The organism is Paenibacillus sp. MMS20-IR301 (genome assembly GCF_032302195.1).
In the GTDB taxonomy this organism is placed as follows: Bacteria; Bacillota; Bacilli; order Paenibacillales; family Paenibacillaceae; genus Paenibacillus_AQ.
The window spans coordinates 3561686-3579855 of the sequence record NZ_CP135275.1; the positions used below are offsets into that span (position 1 = coordinate 3561686).

11 protein-coding genes, 1 pseudogene and 1 other annotated feature (1 of these 13 cut by a window edge) are annotated in these 18170 nt (G+C 51.9%); of the genes and pseudogenes, 6 read left to right on the forward strand and 6 right to left on the reverse strand.

What is annotated here, in order from left to right; all coding sequences use genetic code 11:
* Nucleotides 1-42: a binding site (T-box leader), on the reverse strand; it reaches 247 nt to the left of the window's first position.
* 271 nt (nt 43-313) lie between these two features.
* The 6 genes from LOS79_RS15510 (at nt 314) to LOS79_RS15535 (ending at nt 8403) form a co-directional block, all read left to right on the forward strand.
* Nucleotides 314-2926 carry a hypothetical protein gene (locus LOS79_RS15510; RefSeq protein ID WP_315421401.1) on the forward strand — a complete coding sequence of 871 codons (2613 nt, stop codon included), beginning with the start codon at nt 314-316 and terminating at the stop codon, nt 2924-2926.
* Between the two features lie 59 nt (nt 2927-2985).
* Nucleotides 2986-4437 (forward strand): efflux RND transporter periplasmic adaptor subunit, encoded by a 1452-nt coding sequence (locus LOS79_RS15515; RefSeq protein ID WP_315421403.1) that lies wholly within the window; start codon nt 2986-2988, stop codon nt 4435-4437.
* Nucleotides 4434-5135 (forward strand): ABC transporter ATP-binding protein, encoded by a 702-nt coding sequence (locus LOS79_RS15520; RefSeq protein ID WP_315421405.1) that lies wholly within the window; start codon nt 4434-4436, stop codon nt 5133-5135. The genes LOS79_RS15515 and LOS79_RS15520 overlap by 4 nt, the downstream gene beginning before the upstream one ends.
* Entirely contained in the window at nt 5132-6304 is a 1173-nt protein-coding gene (locus tag LOS79_RS15525) for an ABC transporter permease (protein ID WP_315421407.1), read from the forward strand. The genes LOS79_RS15520 and LOS79_RS15525 overlap by 4 nt, the downstream gene beginning before the upstream one ends.
* 26 nt (nt 6305-6330) lie before the next feature.
* Nucleotides 6331-6462, forward strand: coding sequence for a hypothetical protein (locus tag LOS79_RS15530; protein ID WP_315421410.1), 132 nt, complete (start codon nt 6331-6333; stop codon nt 6460-6462).
* 333 nt (nt 6463-6795) lie between these two features.
* A complete protein-coding gene (locus LOS79_RS15535) occupies nt 6796-8403 on the forward strand; it encodes a diguanylate cyclase domain-containing protein (protein WP_315421412.1) in 1608 nt (535 codons plus the stop codon).
* A gap of 142 nt (nt 8404-8545) precedes the next feature.
* Here the strand turns inward: LOS79_RS15535 and pulA are convergent, their stop codons facing one another.
* The 6 genes and pseudogenes from pulA to glcT form a co-directional block, all read right to left on the reverse strand.
* A complete protein-coding gene (gene pulA, locus LOS79_RS15540) occupies nt 8546-10942 on the reverse strand; it encodes a type I pullulanase (protein WP_315421414.1) in 2397 nt (798 codons plus the stop codon).
* A gap of 276 nt (nt 10943-11218) precedes the next feature.
* On the reverse strand, nt 11219-12460 hold the full coding sequence (locus LOS79_RS15545; protein ID WP_315421416.1) for an MFS transporter: 1242 nt from the start codon (nt 12458-12460) through the stop codon (nt 11219-11221).
* Between the two features lie 377 nt (nt 12461-12837).
* Nucleotides 12838-14550, reverse strand: a pseudogene (ptsP, locus tag LOS79_RS15550) (phosphoenolpyruvate--protein phosphotransferase).
* Nucleotides 14543-14818 carry an HPr family phosphocarrier protein gene (locus LOS79_RS15555; protein ID WP_315421418.1) on the reverse strand — a complete coding sequence of 92 codons (276 nt, stop codon included), beginning with the start codon at nt 14816-14818 and terminating at the stop codon, nt 14543-14545. The pseudogene ptsP and the gene LOS79_RS15555 overlap by 8 nt, the downstream one beginning before the upstream one ends.
* Nucleotides 14819-14918: 100 nt before the next feature.
* Nucleotides 14919-16973: a glucose-specific PTS transporter subunit IIBC gene (gene ptsG / locus LOS79_RS15560; RefSeq protein WP_315421420.1), complete on the reverse strand. Its 2055-nt coding sequence runs from the start codon at nt 16971-16973 to the stop codon at nt 14919-14921.
* A 238-nt stretch (nt 16974-17211) separates the two neighbouring features.
* The gene (gene glcT, locus LOS79_RS15565) at nt 17212-18087 is read right to left on the reverse strand and encodes a glucose PTS transporter transcription antiterminator GlcT (RefSeq protein WP_315421422.1); all 876 of its coding nucleotides are present in this window, start codon (nt 18085-18087) and stop codon (nt 17212-17214) included.
* Between the last annotated feature and the right edge of the window lie 83 nt (nt 18088-18170).

An 18170-nucleotide genomic window follows, 5' to 3' on the forward strand; every position in this document is an offset into this window, starting at 1 on the left:
GTAAGCCAGGCACTGCGTACTTTTCTCCATCAATGCATTTATGATGATTTAGTGTATGAGCTTCAATCTTCACGAACTGAAGATATGCCTTTTTATTATATGCAAAAACTACAGCTTTGACAAGTTGCATAAATTTAGGCTATTTTTTATCTTCCTTTAAGCTTCCTTTAAGCTTCAGGGCGGTTTGAGGAAGCTTTTTTCAGCGAACATTCAGCCAGATTTGATAATTTTCCTAAATAGAAAAGCCTGGCTGTCCGCATTTCAGGTGCGGCAGCTTCCGGAAGTGCCGGCTTTTATACAGGGAGGGAATTTCATGCACAAACGAAGAAAGGCATTTGTCCTGCTGCTACTCAGTACATTTGCTGCAAGTCAACTCGCGGGGATAACCGGGACAACGGCATATGCCGCCACAGCCAGCACCTCTGCAGCCGCAGTAACAGAAATCTCTACATTAAACAGCCTAAGCTCCATTAAGCTCGGAACTGCACTAAGCGTCAAGCTTGGCGAGGTTGGGATTTTCAGCCAGACGGGCGGAAATATTCTCACTTATACACTCACTTACACCAACAATTCCAGCAGCAGCGTCAATCTGGTGAACTATTTCTCCAAGGTTGCAACGGCCAGCGGCAGCCTCATTAAGGGAACCGCAATCAGCGCAGACAGCAGTGTCAAGAAGATCGCTGCGAAGCAAAGCACCAGCATTACATATTATGTAAATATCGGAAGCGTCAGCTCAGCCAAAGGGTTAAAAATTAATATGTACGGCTGGAATTTCAGCGCCGCGAATTACGAACAGCGCATCGGCACCTTCACGGTTCCTGCTAATTATTCTCTCTCGGCACTGACTGGCGAGACCAAAAAAGTTCAGCTCAGCGGCATCCCTGTCAACACGAAGGCCGAATCCGTGCAGATCTACAAATATAACGGCAAAGCCTACGCCAAAGTAGGGGTGAGCCTGACGAATCTGGGTACCAAAGTGCTTACTGACCCCGGATACAGCTTATATCTCAAATCCTCAGGCGGTTCTACCTTCACACTAACGCTCGACGACAGCAGCTCGGAGTACAAGGTTCAGCCTCAGGAGAAGAAAACTCTCTATTATATGACCGAGATTCCCGTTTACATGAACGTAACCAAGATGACTCTGCAGGTAGCCAAGCTGGATGAAGGGCTTAAGCTCTATCTCCCGGTGGCCATGTATGCCCTGCCTGCTGCAGGCACAGCTAACTTCACAGTGGCAGCGGGTTACACCAAGAAGGTGTCCATCGACAGCAATATTATTGACATGCAGCTGATGAAAGCAGGTGTGCATGCGGATAACGGAAACGGCGTCTGGAGCTATCAGTTCCGCGTGAAAAATACCGGCAGCAAAGCAGTTACTTTGCCTGCCTATGAGCTTGCCGTCAAATCAGCGGAAGGCTACACCTTCCCGGTTACAACTACGGCGTTTAACAGCCTGACCCTGAAGCCGCTGGAGGAGAAGCTGATTGAGCTGACTGCCAGTGTTCCGCTGGAGCTGAATCAGGATACGCTGGAGCTGCAAATGGTTGCTCCTGCGGCCAGCAGCAGCAACGGCAGCGGTGATAGTAACAGCAGCAGTACCACGAAAGTTATTTTACCTGTCGCCTATTTCAAGATCCCTTATTCACTGGAGAGCAATACCCATATTGCCACCGAGAACAGCATCACCAACAGCTACGGCACCTTCGGAGTCACGCTGAATTCCCTGCAGCGGCTGCCATGGGGCAGCGAAGATCTTGTACAGGCTAAGGTCAGCATCAGTAACCATTCTTCCAAAACTATTACTTTGCCGGCACTCACCGGTGTTATTAAAGTCGATCAGAGCGATCTGAGCGCTTCCTCGCAGCTGTATAACGAGAATACCAGTACTGTGCTTGCACCTGGAGGCAGTACCCAGCTTACGGTTCTTGCCCGTGTGCCTTATTCGCTTAATTTCAGCCAGGCCCAGATCATCCTGCAGGAAGCCTCAGGCACCGGCACTGTCCAGTTCCTCTCCCTTGGTACAACCGACGGGTTCAGCAGCGGGATTACGCCTCTGGCCGCAGGTGAATCATTCAAGATTACCTCAACCGGCAAACAAGCCAGCGTGAAGGAGCGCTCGACCACTGTTTACAGCGGAACCAGCAATAATCTTATTTACAGTGAAGTGGAAATGAGCAGTGAAGAGACCCGGCAGAGCGATCTTTCCCGTCTTGACGGGCAATTCAAAACAGCAGACGGGCAGTATTTCGAGGCTACTACAGTCCAGTCGGATGCATCGACCAGTCCGGCAGGCAAGACTCTGGTCACCTTCTGGGCGAATATCCCGGCAGGCGTTGATACCAGCGGCCTTCAGCTGTATGTCAGCCAGGAGATTGCAGGCGGCAAGCTGACAACAGCCGGAACTGCTGCTACAGCTTATGTGAATACTTCAGCGTTGACTCTGACACCAGCGATACCTGAACCAGCTTCTAATCTGACCTCGGTGTCCCTGTATCCTTATACGCTGGCGGTTTCCAATTCTACAGGCACCATAACAGCGGGAACTACCAGTCTGGCGATAGCCTTTAACTACAATCTTACGCGGGACACAACTTACCAGATGGGAGCATTTGACCATAAACTGGTTCTGCACATCACGGATCCTTATGGACAATATTTCGAGAAAACCCTGTCGCTCGGGACAGATCTGATGGTAGGCAATTACAGCTCCTACACCACAACCATTACGAATACTCTCTTCAAAAACCTGAGCGGCGGTACTTACAAGCTCACCTTGTACGACGAATTCCAGGGCCAGCGGACAGAACTTGGCGGACAGGTGTACTCCATTGACGTTGTAACCAAAGCAACCTCCACTACTGACACTGCAGCATCTGCAGGCACGGGTACAGGTACAGGCAGCACCAGTGAGAGCGGCTCTTAAGCATTGGAGATACTGGCAAGGCACACCCTTATCATATTTGAGCAAGATGGAGGATCGGAATGAAAAAGAAGAAGAAAATTATTATCTCCTCAGCTGTTGTTGTCATTGCTATTGCAGGTGTTTTGAGCTATGTATTCTGGCCGGATTCGGGCAAGCAGGTGAATGCCGCTCCGCTGAATACCTCTGCTGTAACTAAAGGGGATATTCTCGTCGGAGTCTCGGGCTCCGGTTCAGTCTCGGCGATCAACAGTGAGAGCATCCGCACCAAGGAAGCCGGTGAAGTGGATACGGTAATGGTTAAGAAAGGTGATGTTGTCAAGAAAGGCGATGTGCTGATCACCTTCGTAGCGGCGGATATGGAGGATAAGCTGAAGACAGCCGAGAAGTCCCTGGCTAATCTCAAGACAGAGCTTGCGAACAAGCAGGAAAATTACAAGACACTGGCGATGAATAACGGCTCGGATGAAGAGCTGGAGTCGGCCAAAACGGCCATCGACAAGGCTAACAGTGACATTGCCGAGCAGCAGGAATCCATTGCCGATATTCATGAGGACATGGTTCCGCCGGACCCGCTCACTGCGCCTATTGACGGAACAATTACCGCAGTTAACATTACAGACGGCGAGCAGGCCCAGAACGGTTCTGAGCTGTTCACTATGACTGACTATGTGAACTTAAGTGTAACCGTGCAGGTAGACGAGCTGGATATCCCCCAGATTAAGCTCGATCAGGCGTCAACAATTACCCTTGATGCTCTTGAGGATAAGGAGTTCGCCGGCAAGGTTATTGATATCGCCAAAGAAGGAACCTCTTCTAACGGTGTCTCCTTATTCAATGTTACAGTCGGGCTGAATGACTCGGAGGGTGTGCTTGTCGGCATGTCCGCAGAAGTGGCAATTACGATTGAAGAGAAAACGGATATTCTGACCGTTCCGATTGAAGCGGTATCTGAAGTGGGCGGCAAATATTTCGTAAATGTGCCTGTGAGCGAAGGCGACACAGGTGCAGCAGCAGGCAGCAGCGATGCTGCTGGCGGCCAGGCCCCTAGCGGGGATGAATCCGGCGGCCAGTTCCCAAGCGGAGATGCAGCAGGCGGTCCTCCAAGCGGCGATATGGCTGGCAGTCAGGCTGCCGGCGGGGAATGGCAGGGCGGCGAAGGCCAAAGCGGCGGCAGAGGCGCACGCGGTGGCGGTTACGGCGGCGGGTTCACAGGCGGCACAGCCGGCGGCAGAACCGGTACCAGCACAGCATCCGGCCAGAAGCGGGTTGCCGTTGAAGTGGGCATTCACAATGAGAGCAGCATCGAAATTGTCAGCGGCTTAAATGAAGGGGATGAGGTTATTATCCCAACTGTCATCTCGACAGGCAGCTCTTCCAGCCAGCAGACCCAGATGCAGGGCGGCATGGGCGGCGGCTTCGGCGGCGGTATGACCGGCGGCTTCAGCGGCGGCGGCGGAATGCCTTCCGGCGGTGGCGGCGGCGGGTTCAGCGGAGGTGGTGGTGGACGATGAGTTCCTCACAACCGTTAATCCGGGTTATAAATCTGCAGCACAGCTATACAATGGCCGGAGAATCGATGACGATCCTCAAGGGCCTCACCTTCAACATTGATTACGGTGAATTCGTTGCCATCATCGGACCCTCGGGCTCAGGGAAGTCCACTCTGATGAACATGCTGGGCTGCCTTGATGTGGCAAATGAAGGGGATTATTTCCTGGACGGCCAGGAGATCCGCAAATTGTCAGATAACAGACTGGCGCAAATCCGCAATGAGAAGATCGGTTTCATCTTCCAGAACTTCAATCTGCTGCCGAAATTATCGGCAGTAGAGAATGTGGAGCTGCCTCTGATCTACCGGGGAATGTCGCATCGCGAGCGCCGGGAAATCGCCACAAGTGCCCTCGTCAGAGTGGGCCTGGAGAGCAGAATTGATCACCGTCCGTCCGAGCTGTCCGGAGGTCAGCAGCAGCGTGTGGCTATCGCCCGCGCTCTTGCCGGCGCTCCCCCGATTCTCCTTGCCGATGAACCTACCGGTGCGCTCGATTCCAAGACAGGCAAGGAAGTTCTGGAGATGATCAAGGAGCTTAATCAGCAAGGACACACTATTATACTGATCACGCATGACCTTGAAATCGCCGAGCAGGCTAAACGGATTATCCGGATTCAGGATGGTGATCTTGTAGAGGATCGGAGAGTGTCCCAATCATGATGCTGTATCAGAGTATGAAAATGGCCTTCAAGAGCATCCTCAGCAGTAAAATAAGAGCATTCCTCACGATGCTGGGCATAATTATCGGGGTCTCCTCTGTTATTGCCCTTGTCTCTGTCGGGCAGGGGACAACTTCGCAAATCACAGAGTCCTTGAGCTCCCTCGGGACCAACCAGCTGACAGTCAACATTATGGGACGCGGCGCTACCACTTCCCTAACCTATGAGGAGGCCTTAGCTCTCAAAGAGATTGAAGGAGTCGAGAATGTGTCTCCTGTAATCAGCGGCAATGTTACTGCCAAGAACGGAACAGAGAACGTCTCTGTATCCGTAGAGGGAATTACACCTGCCTATGAGGATGTTCAGGATTTCCATGTCCAATCCGGAAGGTTCCTGCTGGAGATTGATACAGAATACCGCCAGAAGGTCGCTTTAATCGGATCAGATACGGCAGAGGATCTGTTTGGTACGGATGATCCTGTCGGCCAGAAGGTCCAGCTTAACGGCAGCAGCTTCAAAATCGTCGGCCTGCTCGAGAGCAAAGGCTCCACCAGCGGCGGCTCCAGCGATGAGAAAATCCTGATTCCGATATCTACGGCAGAACGTTTTCTCCAGAGCAAGGGGGTCCGCTCCATTACAATCACCACAACCTCAAATGACAATGTGGAGGATGTAAAAACCAAGCTGGAGTCCACCCTGGATGCCAAGTTCAGCGGTGCCGAGAACTCCTACTCGGTATTCGATTCGCAGGAAATGCTGGAAACAGTGAATGAGACCAGTGCTACACTCTCTCTGGCACTCGGCGGCATCGCCGGGATCTCATTATTTGTCGGCGGCATAGGTATAATGAACATAATGATTGTCTCCGTAAATGAGCGGACGCGTGAGATTGGTATCCGTAAAGCAATTGGGGCTAAGAAAATGAACATTATGATGCAGTTCATGATAGAGTCGGTAGTCCTGAGCGGAACAGGAGGTCTGATAGGAGTCGGCCTGGGACTTGGCGCAAGCTGGGCTGTCGGGAAATATTCCACTTTAAATGTGGCGACATCCTGGAATATGGTACTGATCTCCTTCTGCTTCTCCTTGATCATCGGAGTAGTCTTCGGGATGATTCCCGCCAATAAGGCAGCAAGAATGCGGCCGATTTACGCGCTCAGAAGCGAATAACAAACCGCTTTATAACCGTTAGGCCTATGGGCTTTGCCAAAAATCCGCCAGTCTCAGATCTTTTTTTGAGGCTGGCGGATTTTTATGTTCCGGCAGAAAAAAATAAAAATGATGCTAAATTGATTACAGGGGGTATCGTTTGCAGTAAATGTGGGTAATAGGACTCAAAGAACAGAATATCTTAGGTAGTGGCAGGTTATACATAATTGTTAAATTGAAAGTTGGCAGTATGTCTCAGGCGGACTCCTTCCCGGTGGCAGGGTTTATTTCATGAACCGGCCTTCCGGCAGCAGGATATGCTGAGGCTTATTATTTATTTCAGCAATACTCCGGATGAGGAACAGCTCATACTCCCCAAGCTCCAAGACACGCCTGTACATACTCTCTTTATCATGCCTGCAAAGGCTATTTTCCGCATAAGGACAAGTTCCGCATGCATCAAGGATACAGCAGTACATTTCGCAAAAGTTCTATGCGGGGAGAGGATAACAATGGCATTTTTTTCCGAAAACTCGAGTACACGCAGATTGATCCTTCTATTCACCTCCATCTCCGTTCTTCTGGTCGGCGCAAGCATCGCCTCCCTGCTGTACCTGAACTATACGATGAACAAATTATCGGACTCCTTATATAGCGATGTTTACCAGAATTCCGAGCTGATTCTTAATGCCGACCGTGATCTGTATCAGGCTGCCATCGCACTGCAGACTTCGGTAAGCAGTAATATTACAGCGGAGCAGCGGAGTGTGCTGTCCCAGGAATTCGAGGATAATAATGCCCAGGCCCAGCAGCGGATCAGCACTGCCAGCTACAATCTGGATGCGGTAACCATCCCTTATAATGGCATGAAGCAAAGTGAGCAGCTGCTCAATGCGCTGAGGGCTGAGCTGAAACAATTCGGGATTTCACTGGAGCAATGGAAGGAGGGCGGCCGGGAAGTGATCTCAGAGCGGGCTCAGAGCGGCTGGAATCCTGACTCATTCTCCCTCCTGGCGCTTCATACGGAGCTGAACGAAGTCCGCTCTACGCTGGATAATGCCGAAGAGCTGATTGACAGCTATGCCCGGCAGGTCCTGCTTGAGTTCAAGAACCTCAAAAGCTCCATGTTCGGTGTCTATTCATTATTCCTGTTCCTTCTGGTGCTGGTTATCATTTATCTCTGCCGCAGGCTGATCTCACTGCAGAACGAAATGCTGGAGGAGAAATCACTCTATCAGCTGATCGGTGAAACGATGTCCGATTTCATTATCCTTACCGACCCTAACGGGCTGATCCTGTATGCCTCGCCCTCCCATACCAGTGTACTGGGCTATGTGCCAAGCAAGGGGGCACCGCTCTCCAACTATATCCGTGAAGCCGAGATTTCCTGGGCCAAGCTGAAGAGCGTTGTCCAGTCTACTCCACGGATGTCCGAGCTGCGGATGCGTTCTTCGGAAGGACACTGGGTGTGGCTGGAGACCAAAGTAACCCCGATTTCCGGCAGCCGGGCTTTTCCGGCACAGTTCATGCTTGTCTCACGGGAGATTACGCAGCGTAAGCAATACGAGGAACGGCTGCATAAGCTGGCCTTTTATGATCATCTGACAGCCATTCCCAACCGTGCCCATTTCAAAATGTATATGGAGAATCTGATCAGCCAGCCGGAGGAACGCAGACAGGAGATTGCCCTGGCCCTGCTGGATTGCGACAGATTCAAACAGCTCAATGATACCCTTGGCCATCTGGCGGGGGATGAGTTCCTCCAATTGCTCTCACGGGAGCTGCAGCAGACGGTCAAAGGCTCCGGCCAGGCTTTCCGGATCGGCGGCGACGAATTTGCAGTTGTCCTGCACCGTTTTACTAACCCGGAAATGCTGGATGAAATGCTGCAGCGCCTGCTGCAGCTGTTCAATAAATCGTGGTCAGTCAACAAAGGCTCCAGCTTTCACACCTCTGCCAGCATTGGCGTAGCCCTCTACCCGCAGCATGGCAGCAGCATCAATGAATTGCTCCGTGCCGCTGACCTGGCGATGTACCGCTCCAAGAATCATGGCGGCAATGAAGCTAACTTATACAGCCTGACCGTCGATGAACCGTATACCAATCAGCCCAAGGGTTAAAATCTCACCCTAAAGTGAGACACAGCTGCGGATGTATATCCAAGTGATTTCCTGGGTCCGAAGACAAATTCAAACAGGGTTGTTCCGGAGAATTACCATCAAGCGGCAATCCGGGAACAACCCTGTTTATGGTTGCTTCTATCTAGCTGATCATCGGCAGCGTTTCGTCCGCACTGCCTGCAAGCGCCTGCTGGCGTTCACTGACCATCACCTTCACCGGCTCTTCAATGCCGGAGCAGTCGATGAAGCGGTCACCGCTTCCGTCCTTCTCTTCCCAGTCATTAAGCCGCAGAATATATCCGATTGAAGCAGTACCGGGGAGCACTTCAATCCGCGCTACTGCATGACCATCCTCCATGTGCCGGAAGTCCTGCTGGCCATCCTGAATGCCTGTGCCCCAGACCCAGAGGTTCCAGCCGCGGTAATCCCCGTCCGGCCGTTCATAATGAACCTCTACTATCTTCGACCGCGGACCGGCCTCACCGTATTTATCGTACAGAACCATCATCGACAAGCCGGCAACCTCTACGCTGCCGCCCTCGGCTTGCCGGAATGCCTCAGACCCGGCATGGGTATGATCGACTACAATATTCCAGCAGCCTGATGTTTCAGGAAGACTCTGCATTACAGATCCCATATTGGCATTGAAGATCACAACGATATTGCTCCAGACATCTCCGCCGGCATGATTCTTCAGCATATAGGCTACCACACCGTCCTCACAGCGGAGAAATTCCAGCGAGCGCTCAATTGCCTGCCGTCCATGCAGACGGAATGCCGGATGGCTCCGCCGCAGCCCGATCAGACCCTTATAATATTGATACACCGGAAGGAACCTCTTCTTGTTCTCCCAGCGGATTGCATTAATGCAGTCAGGGCTGCGGTAGCTGTTATGGTCACCGAATTTGCTGCGCAGCAGCTCATCGCCAGCCTGCAGGAACGGCACTCCCTGCGAAGTAAGGATAATACCGTTGGCCAGCAGAGAGCGGCGTACCGTCTCATTGTCCAGCACATCCAGCGGATCCACACCGAAATAGGGATCGGCCTGCTCCAGTGCGGCTTCCAGATCGCCGCCGCCCCGCAGTCTTCCGTTCTCCAGCTCCGGCAGTCGGGCTTCATGGCGCAGACCCTGGGTGGCGATAATTTTATCCCACAAATTCAGATTATCATGCGCAGTTACATAGTTCACAGTCTCCACAGGCGAATCGGTAAATTCATGGATGGCCCCTTTAATTCCGGAGGCTACCGCCCCTTCCTTGCCGTATTCACCCGTCACGAAGCCCTTGCCCCAGCCGTCACTGTCACCCTTAATGGCCGAGCGGAAATGATCATTGAAGACGGCATATCCTTTGCCGCGCTGTACGCCCTTCAGGGTCTTGGAAGCCAGCGGAGATTCTCCGCCGGTCCAAGGCTCCCCGTAGAGCAGCAGGCTCGGATTAATCTCCAGACGCAGCTGCTCAGTGAGCTCACGCATTGTTACACTGTCCATCAGCCCCATGAGGTCAAAACGGAACCCGTCAATATGGTACTCCGCAGCCCAGTAGGCTAAGGAGTCCTTAATATATTTGCGGACCATCGGCAGCTCTGTCGCCAGCTCATTCCCGACTCCAGAACCGTCCGAGAGCCGTCCGCTGTAATCATGGCGGTAGAAATAATCCGGCACCAGCGGCTGGAACGGGCCTTGTTCAATTGAATACGTATGATTATAGACCACATCCATAATGACCGAAATTCCGCGGCTGTGCAGCGCCTGCACCATCTCCTTAAATTCACGGATGCGGGTTAACGGATCCGCCGGATCGGTGCTGTAAGAGCCTTCAGGCACATTGTAGTGCTGGGGGTCATAACCCCAGTTATAATCTGTGAACAGCGGCGACCGCGGGGCTTCACCCGGCACGCTAAGCTCATCCACCGTCTGATAATCAAATACCGGCAGCAGATGCACATGAGTAATCCCCAGCTCAGCCAGGTGGTCAATGCCCAGTGCCAGCCCGGCGGAATCCTTCAATCCGGTCTCCGTAAATGCCTTGAACTTCCCTTTGTGCTTCAGGCCGGAGCTCTCATGCGCCGAGAAATCACGGACATGCAGCTCGTAGATTACGGCATCAGCCGGATGCGGAAGTACCGGAGAACGGTCAAGTTCCCAGCCTTCCGGATTACTGTCCTGCAGATCTACAATGGCAGTCCGCACGCCGTTAGCCGACACGGCCGTGGCATACGGGTCTGCGGCCTCATTGATCGTCCCGTCCGCAAATACCGCACGGTACATGTAGTACTTGCCCTTGAGATCCCCGGAGACTGTAATCTCCCAGACTCCACCGTCGCTGCGGCGCATATTGATAATCCGGCCGCCGTCCCTGTAATCCCCGCTGCGGGACACTATTCCGTTGCCGCCAGTGGCATACAAGACAAGCGAGACGGCAAATGCTGTCGGTGCCCATACTTTGAATATGCTGCACTGCGGAGTATACGATAACCCTAAGTCTTTACCTTCATATGTTTCAATCACTGATTCTGCACTTATATAATTACTGCTCATTCAAGATCACCATCCTAGTACCCTCCGCGCCTGTAGCGAAGAACTGATCATTCTATAACATCCAGTTATTACCACATATTATAAAAGGAATACTTGCACGGCTCTGCAAGCGGTAGTTGCTGAGAGTTCCTTCTTCCGGTTTATCTTATAATATGTAACATTATGTTCACAGGTTTGGGTTACGGGGTAGATTTATATCGGCTTGCTACCCTCTATATATCGGCAATAAGTCCCGGGTATTTAAGCTTATGAACAGATCGTTTCAGCGTTGTCATTCTAGCGTTTGCGTGTTACTTTACCGTACAACGCTATAACCGGAAGGAGGAGAACACCTGCCGTAAGCAGTGATGCTCTGACAGACACGCGGCTGCCGATGTAGCCTACAACCGGTCCTCCGGCACTTTGCCCAAGAGCATCTGACTGGCTGATCATCGACAGCAGGGTAGCCCGGTTCTTACCCGGAAGCTTAGCATTCAGCCAGGTGGTATAGACCGGATCACTGATGGACTGGATTACGCCCAGAGCCAGCACCACAGCGACTGCCGCCCAGAAGTCCGGTGCAAGCGCCAGCAGCACGATACAGCACATACGGACAGTGGCCAGAATGAACAGCAGTGCTGAAACCTTTCGTTCATGTTGCAGTTCATTAGTTTTTTCGGCAAAATAAACAGCGGCCAGCCCCAGCAGTACACCTGCTGCGCTGATCAGCCCAAACCAGGCCGCCATGGATAAGGCGGTATCCGGAAAGCCTACTCCTTCGATGAGATGAATTTGCCACAGCCGGTCATATCCTTCAGACGCAGCCCCGTTAAACAATGTTACAACGGTAAGCAGCAGAAGCAGCGGATGCTGCCGGAGTACAGAGGCACCGCTTACCCAGGTTCTGCCCATCTCACGCAAGGGCGAGGAGTGAGGCTCGCGCTCCCGGCGGGTGAACCCTGTCTCCTGCATGTACCGGATCAGTAGCAGACCCAGCAGAAGATAGACGACCCCGCCCGTCAGAAATGGCAGGTTCGGTGAGATTACAGAGAGTCCAGTGCTGGCTGCAATGCCAAGCAGAGAGGCACTGAGTGCAAATCTTTTGGACCGCATAAACAGCTTTCCGGTCTCTTCTCCCTCCAGCTCGTCTACAATCCAGGCCGTATCGGCTCCGCTGACAAAGGTCCAGCCAAGGCCGAACAGTATTTGTGACATCAGCAGCCAGCCAAAGGCAGGCAGCAATTCCGGAAGCTTCATAATCCAGATGATGCTCCCCTCCAATATAAAAGCGCAGCCCAGCACGAGCATCCCGATGATGACAGACAGCTTGCGGCTGTAGGTATCAGCGACAACACCAGTGATTCCTTCGAATACTAACACTGTAATTTCCAGAACCGTGCCGACCAGCACAAGCTGGAACGGGCTTAAGCCTAGCTCGGTTACATAATAAATGCTGTAGGTTGTGAATATGGTGCTGCTGGCCAGTGACATCATGAACACCATAAACAAATAAATCTGTGATGCACTATATTTGTTCAAGTACTGTTCCACCCTCCGGAAGTAATAGATTCATTATAAATAACACTGCCGGGGAAAACTGTTCCGGCCTTGCGGAATCTTCCGGGCCGTCCGCAGATTCTATCGTGCATGCTATATAAATGTCCCTCGGATCATTATTTGGCCTGCTCGGGAGGGGGGAAATTTAGGGGCATTTGTGCCCCTCTTCCCGCCAATTTGGACCGTACGAAGTGAGGTGGTGCCTCTATTGTGTGAGATTTATTAAAGGAGGGAAACTTAGTAAGGGAAAGTCGCATATTACGAGGATCAGCGGTACTTCTCATCATCCAAAAAAACCGGCCCCCTAAATCGGAGGCCGGCAAAAGTAGTTGGAAAAGTGTCAAACAAGAGTAAACGGATTACTTCACGCGGCTGTTCACAAGCGCAGCTACTTCTTCGGCGGTGCCAAGCTGCAGCGCCTGGGCAGCCATTTCCTTCATCTCCGCTGCAGACAGCTTAGAGATCTGGCTGCGTGCCGGCAGGATGGAGGTTGCACTCATGCTGAACTCATCGAGGCCAAGGCCCAGCAGCAGAGGAATCGCTGTAGAATCGCCGGCCATTTCACCGCACATGCCGGTCCATTTGCCCTCGGCGTGTGCAGCATCGATAACGATTTTGACCAGACGGAGAATTGCCGGGTTGTATGGCTGATACAGGTAAGATACCTACTCATTCATACGGTCCGCAGCCATCGTATATTGAATAAGGTCATTGGTGCCGATACTGAAGAAATCAACTTCCTTGGCGAACTGGTCTGCCAGAACAGCAGTCGAAGGAATCTCAACCATAATACCCAGCTGGATATGATCAGAGACTTCCTTGCCTTCTTCACGCAGCTTGGCTTTCTCTTCCAGCAGCAGATCGCGTGCGGCACGGAACTCGCCAAGTGTGGCAATCATCGGGAACATGATCCGCAGATCACCATGGGCACTTGCCCGGAGCAGGGCACGCAGCTGTGTGCGGAAGATGTCCTGACGGTCCAGACACAGACGGATCGCACGGAAACCGAGGAACGGGTTCATTTCCTTAGGCAATTCCAGGTAAGGCAGTTCTTTGTCGCCGCCGATATCCAGCGTACGGACAACAACCGGCTTGCCCTGCATGTTCTCAAGCACAGTGCGGTAAGCATTGTACTGGATCTCTTCAGAAGGCAGCTTGTCGCGGCCCATGTACAGGAATTCGGTACGGTACAGGCCAACGCCTTCTCCGCCGTTCTCCACTACACCTGTTACATCATTTGGAGTTCCGATGTTGGCAGCCAGCTCGACATGCTTGCCGTCAGCGGATACAGTCGGCTCATCGCGGAGCTTTTTCCACTCAGCAATTTGCAGGTCATATGCAGCTTGTTTGGCCTTGTAATCTGCCACTTCAGCTTCACTCGGATTGATCAGCACATCGCCGTTCAGTCCGTCCACGATAACCAGATCACCGGCCTTAACCAGAGACAATACGTTCTTGGTTCCTACAACCGCAGGAATTTCCAGTGAACGGGCCATAATCGCCGAGTGTGACGTACGGCCGCCGATATTAGTGGTGAAGCCTTTAACGAAATTACGGTTAAGCTGAGCTGTATCCGACGGCGTCAGATCCAGCGCGATGACTATAACCTCTTCACTGATTTCAGCCGGGCTGACATAGTGAATGCCCAGCAGGTGATTCAGGACCCGTTTGGTTACGTCACGCATATCGGCAGCACGTTCCTGCAGGTACGCGCTTTTCATATTCTGGAACATCTCCACGAATTGTCCGGCAACTTCATTCAGGGCATAGTCCGCATTAACCGATTCCTCGCGGATTTTATCCATAACAGGCGTAATCAGCTCCGGATCATCAAGAATCAGCAGATGGGATTCAAAGATCTCCGCTTTCTTCTCGCCAAGCTCAGCCAGTGTACGCTCTTTGATGCTCTGCAGCTCGGCTCTGGATTTATCCAGAGCCTCATTCAGCTTCGCCAGCTCAGCGTCCGCATCAGCTACTGCTGTTTTGGTAATCGTGTAATCCGGATGTTCCAGGATAAAGGCACGGGCTACTGCAATCCCTGCGGAAGCCGCGATTCCTGAAATTTTACTCATGAACTTCTCCCAGCCCTTCTTTAACCATAATCTCTGTCAGTGCGCTCAAAGCTTCTGCTTCTTCGCTGCCTTCAGTAATCAGGGTCAGGGTGTCTCCGGCTTCAAGGCCCAGGGACAGAACGCCCAGGATAGATTTAAGGGTTACTTTTTTACCTTTGGCTTCTGCGAATGCTTCAGTGCCTTTGAATTTTGTAGCTGTATTTACCAGGGCTGTTGCCGGGCGTGCGTGAATTCCGTCTTCGTCAATAATTCTGAAAGTTGTTTGCATAATAATATCCAACTCGCTTTCTATTAATTTAGGATAGTTACTTTATGGTGAAGGCCGCGCTCCCTTTAATTATAATGGAAGCGCTTCGCCTTTGCACATTTTACTGGATGGTGATGATGTCCTTATCACCGGTGGATACTTTGCCCGGCTTCTTCAGTGTTACTGAAGATCCTTCAGGCAGATTGGAGAAGATCACCGGAGAGATGATGGAAGGAGCATTCGCCTTCACATACTCCAGGTCCACTTCCATAATCGGCTGTCCGGCCGCAACCAGATCGCCTTCTGCTACCAGAACATTGAAGCCCTGGCCTTTTAGCTTAACTGTATTCACACCGATATGCACGAGTACTTCCTTGCCGCCGTCAGACATAATGCCGATCGCATGCTTGCTCGGAAAGACGTTAAAGACCTTACCGTAGACCGGCGAAGCAATCTTGCCGTCATGGGACAGGAAGGCGAATCCGTCTCCGGTCATCTTCTGTGAGAAGACCGCATCCGGTACCTCGGTAATATCCAGCAGCTCACCGTTTACAGGCGACACAATATCCTCAGGGACAATTGCTGCCCCCTCTTCGCCAGTCTGCTGCTCAAGCTCCGGCTGAGGGGCCGGGGCAGCGGCTGGTGTTCTGCCGTTCATAACATCCTGGATCTGTGATTTGATCGTGTCGGAACGGGTTCCGAAGATCGCCTGCACATTGTTACCCACTTCCAGGACTCCGGAAGCACCCAGCTTCTTCAAACGGTTCTTATCAACACCCGTCTTGTCCTTCACCTCAACGCGAAGGCGTGTAATGCAGGCATCCAGATGCGTAATATTCTCTTTGCCGCCCAGGGCGGACAGAATATTGCGCGGCAGGTCGTCGCCGGCCCGCGATACATCAGCCGTATTACTTTCTTCAGCATCATCCGAAGCATCTTCACGGCCCGGAGTTTTGAGGTTGAACTTGCGGATGACAAAGCGGAACCCGAAGTAGTAGATCACTGCCAGCACCAGACCTACCGGAATTACCAGCCACCAGGCGGTACGGTTCGGGATAACACCGAACAGCACATAGTCAATGAAGCCGCCGGAGAAGGTCATACCGATCTTGACATTAAGAATGTGCATGGTCATGAAGGACAGACCGGCAAACACAGCATGTACAGCGAACAGCAGCGGAGCTACGAACAGGAAGGAGAATTCCAGCGGCTCCGTAATACCAGTCAGGAAGGAAGTCAGAGCTGCCGAGATCATTAAGCTGCCGACAACCCGTCTGTTCTCAGGTTTAGATTCATGATAAATCGCCAGCGCCGCTGCCGGAAGCCCGAACATCATGAACGGATATTTACCCGTCGTAAACGTACCCGCCGTGAAGTCTACACCGTCGCGAAGCTGCTGCATGAAGATCCGCTGATCCCCGCGGACCAGATCTCCGGCCTTGTCGATATAACTGCCGAATTCATACCAGAACGGTGAATAGAAGATATGATGCAGGCCGAAAGGAATCAGGGACCGCTCGATTACCCCGAAGATAAAGGCCGACAGCGTCAGGTTCGTGTTGATCATACTTTGCGACACATAGTTCAGGCCGTGCTGGATCGGAGGCCACACCAGTGTGAGCACAAGACCAAGTATCAGGGACGTCACCGCAGTCATGATCGGTACGAAACGTTTACCCGCGAAGAAGCCGAGATAAGACGGCAGCTCGATACGGAAGAACCTTTTGTACATGGAAGCGGCCAATATCCCAACTAGGATACCACCGAACACTCCGGTCTGCAACGTGGGGATCCCCAGGACACGCGAATACGCAAAGTCCTTCAGGCTCAGCACGTAGTCGTTAACGCCGACAACCGTACCCATGGTTACATTCATAACCAGGAAGCCGATAATCGCCGCCAGTCCGGCTACACCTTCACCTCCGGCCAGCCCGATGGCTACGCCGACTGCGAACAGCAGGGAGAGATTATCAAATACAATTTGCCCGGAATTCATCAGGACTGTGGCAATTGCCTGAACCACATGATTTTCCAGTGCCGGCACATATTGCAGGAAATCCGGATTGACCAGCATGTTCCCGATTCCGAGCAGCAGACCTGCTGCAGGCAGTATGGCAACAGGCAGCATAAGCGCTTTACCGACTCTCTGCAAAACGCCAAATAGTTTCTTGAACATTAAAGTCACTTCCTAATCATAAGTTTCATCCAAACAGAAGCCAAAAAAGGCATGAGCAATACAGCACACAGATTGTCATCTAACACTAAAGTTAGAATACCCCGAGTTGGGGCTGGACAACCGTAATACTGTAAATCACTCATGCCTGATCGTATCAGTTACACGTTTGTATTCTGTTAGGTAATAACAGGGATCATTGTAGCACCGATAATTCCAACTTGCAAGCCTAAATTATCGCTTACATATTCTCCTCCGGCTCCATCCCCGCTTCATCTTCCTTCTTCTGGGCAAGACGCTGCAGATGAATCGTCAAATAGCTTACTTCGGCAGGATATACAGGAATACGCACACGCTGCTCAATCACCTTGGTAAGCTTCCAGGCAAGCATATACATCTCCGGATACTCCCGCTTCATCAGCCCGTCAAGCGACGAGGTCTCCCGTACAGTCTCCCCCCGGCGCAGCCGCTCCAGCACAAACCGCAAATGGGTTACCATCCGCGAATAATCCAGGGAGTCGCGCGGAATACGGTATTCCAGATTATCCTCCACCAGCCCGACCAGATCCCCGATCAGCTGCGAATGCTGCTTAACTTCAGAGATGTGCCGGTTGCTGAGCGCACTGACGATATGCAGTGCAACGAAACCGATCTCATCCGGAGGCAGCGTAACCTTCATCGCATCATTAATCCGCCCCACCGCATACTCTGCCAGACTGTACTCCTCCGGATACATCTCACGTGTCTCATACAGAAACGGGTTATGTATAGGGATATGCTGCTCATTTCTGCGGATGGCAAAGGCGATATGATCCGTAAGCGCAATATGGATATGCTCATTAAGCGCCTGGCGGCTGCTCTGCATAATATGCAGCACAATCTCCTGGACCACTTCAATCAGCTTCTCATCCACCTGCGGTACAAGCTGCTTGTATTGCTCCTGCTCCTCCTGGCTCCGCAGGATGAACATCTTCTCCACGGACGAAAGATTGATCCGGTCCCGGGATTTGCGGTTGAAGCCTATACCTTTGCCAATCACCACTACCTCGGCATATTGGGGATGCTGGGCAATGATCACATTGTTATTGAGTACCTTGCCCACTGTTATGCTGCTCACTTACACACCTCTTTTACTTCTGAATACCCGATCTATTCTTACGCACGATACACGTATCAGCATGTGAAAATTATACTTGAGCT

Coding starts and splice junctions, on each gene's coding strand:
- LOS79_RS15535 (WP_315421412.1), top strand. CDS start 6,796: ATGGCATTTTTTTCCGAAAACTCGAGTACACGCAGATTGATCCTTCTA.
- LOS79_RS15510 (WP_315421401.1), top strand. CDS start 314: ATGCACAAACGAAGAAAGGCATTTGTCCTGCTGCTACTCAGTACATTT.
- LOS79_RS15525 (WP_315421407.1), top strand. CDS start 5,132: ATGATGCTGTATCAGAGTATGAAAATGGCCTTCAAGAGCATCCTCAGC.
- LOS79_RS15520 (WP_315421405.1), top strand. CDS start 4,434: ATGAGTTCCTCACAACCGTTAATCCGGGTTATAAATCTGCAGCACAGC.
- LOS79_RS15530 (WP_315421410.1), top strand. CDS start 6,331: ATGGGCTTTGCCAAAAATCCGCCAGTCTCAGATCTTTTTTTGAGGCTG.
- pulA (WP_315421414.1), bottom strand. CDS start 10,942: ATGAGCAGTAATTATATAAGTGCAGAATCAGTGATTGAAACATATGAA.
- LOS79_RS15555 (WP_315421418.1), bottom strand. CDS start 14,818: ATGCAAACAACTTTCAGAATTATTGACGAAGACGGAATTCACGCACGC.
- LOS79_RS15515 (WP_315421403.1), top strand. CDS start 2,986: ATGAAAAAGAAGAAGAAAATTATTATCTCCTCAGCTGTTGTTGTCATT.
- ptsG (WP_315421420.1), bottom strand. CDS start 16,973: ATGTTCAAGAAACTATTTGGCGTTTTGCAGAGAGTCGGTAAAGCGCTT.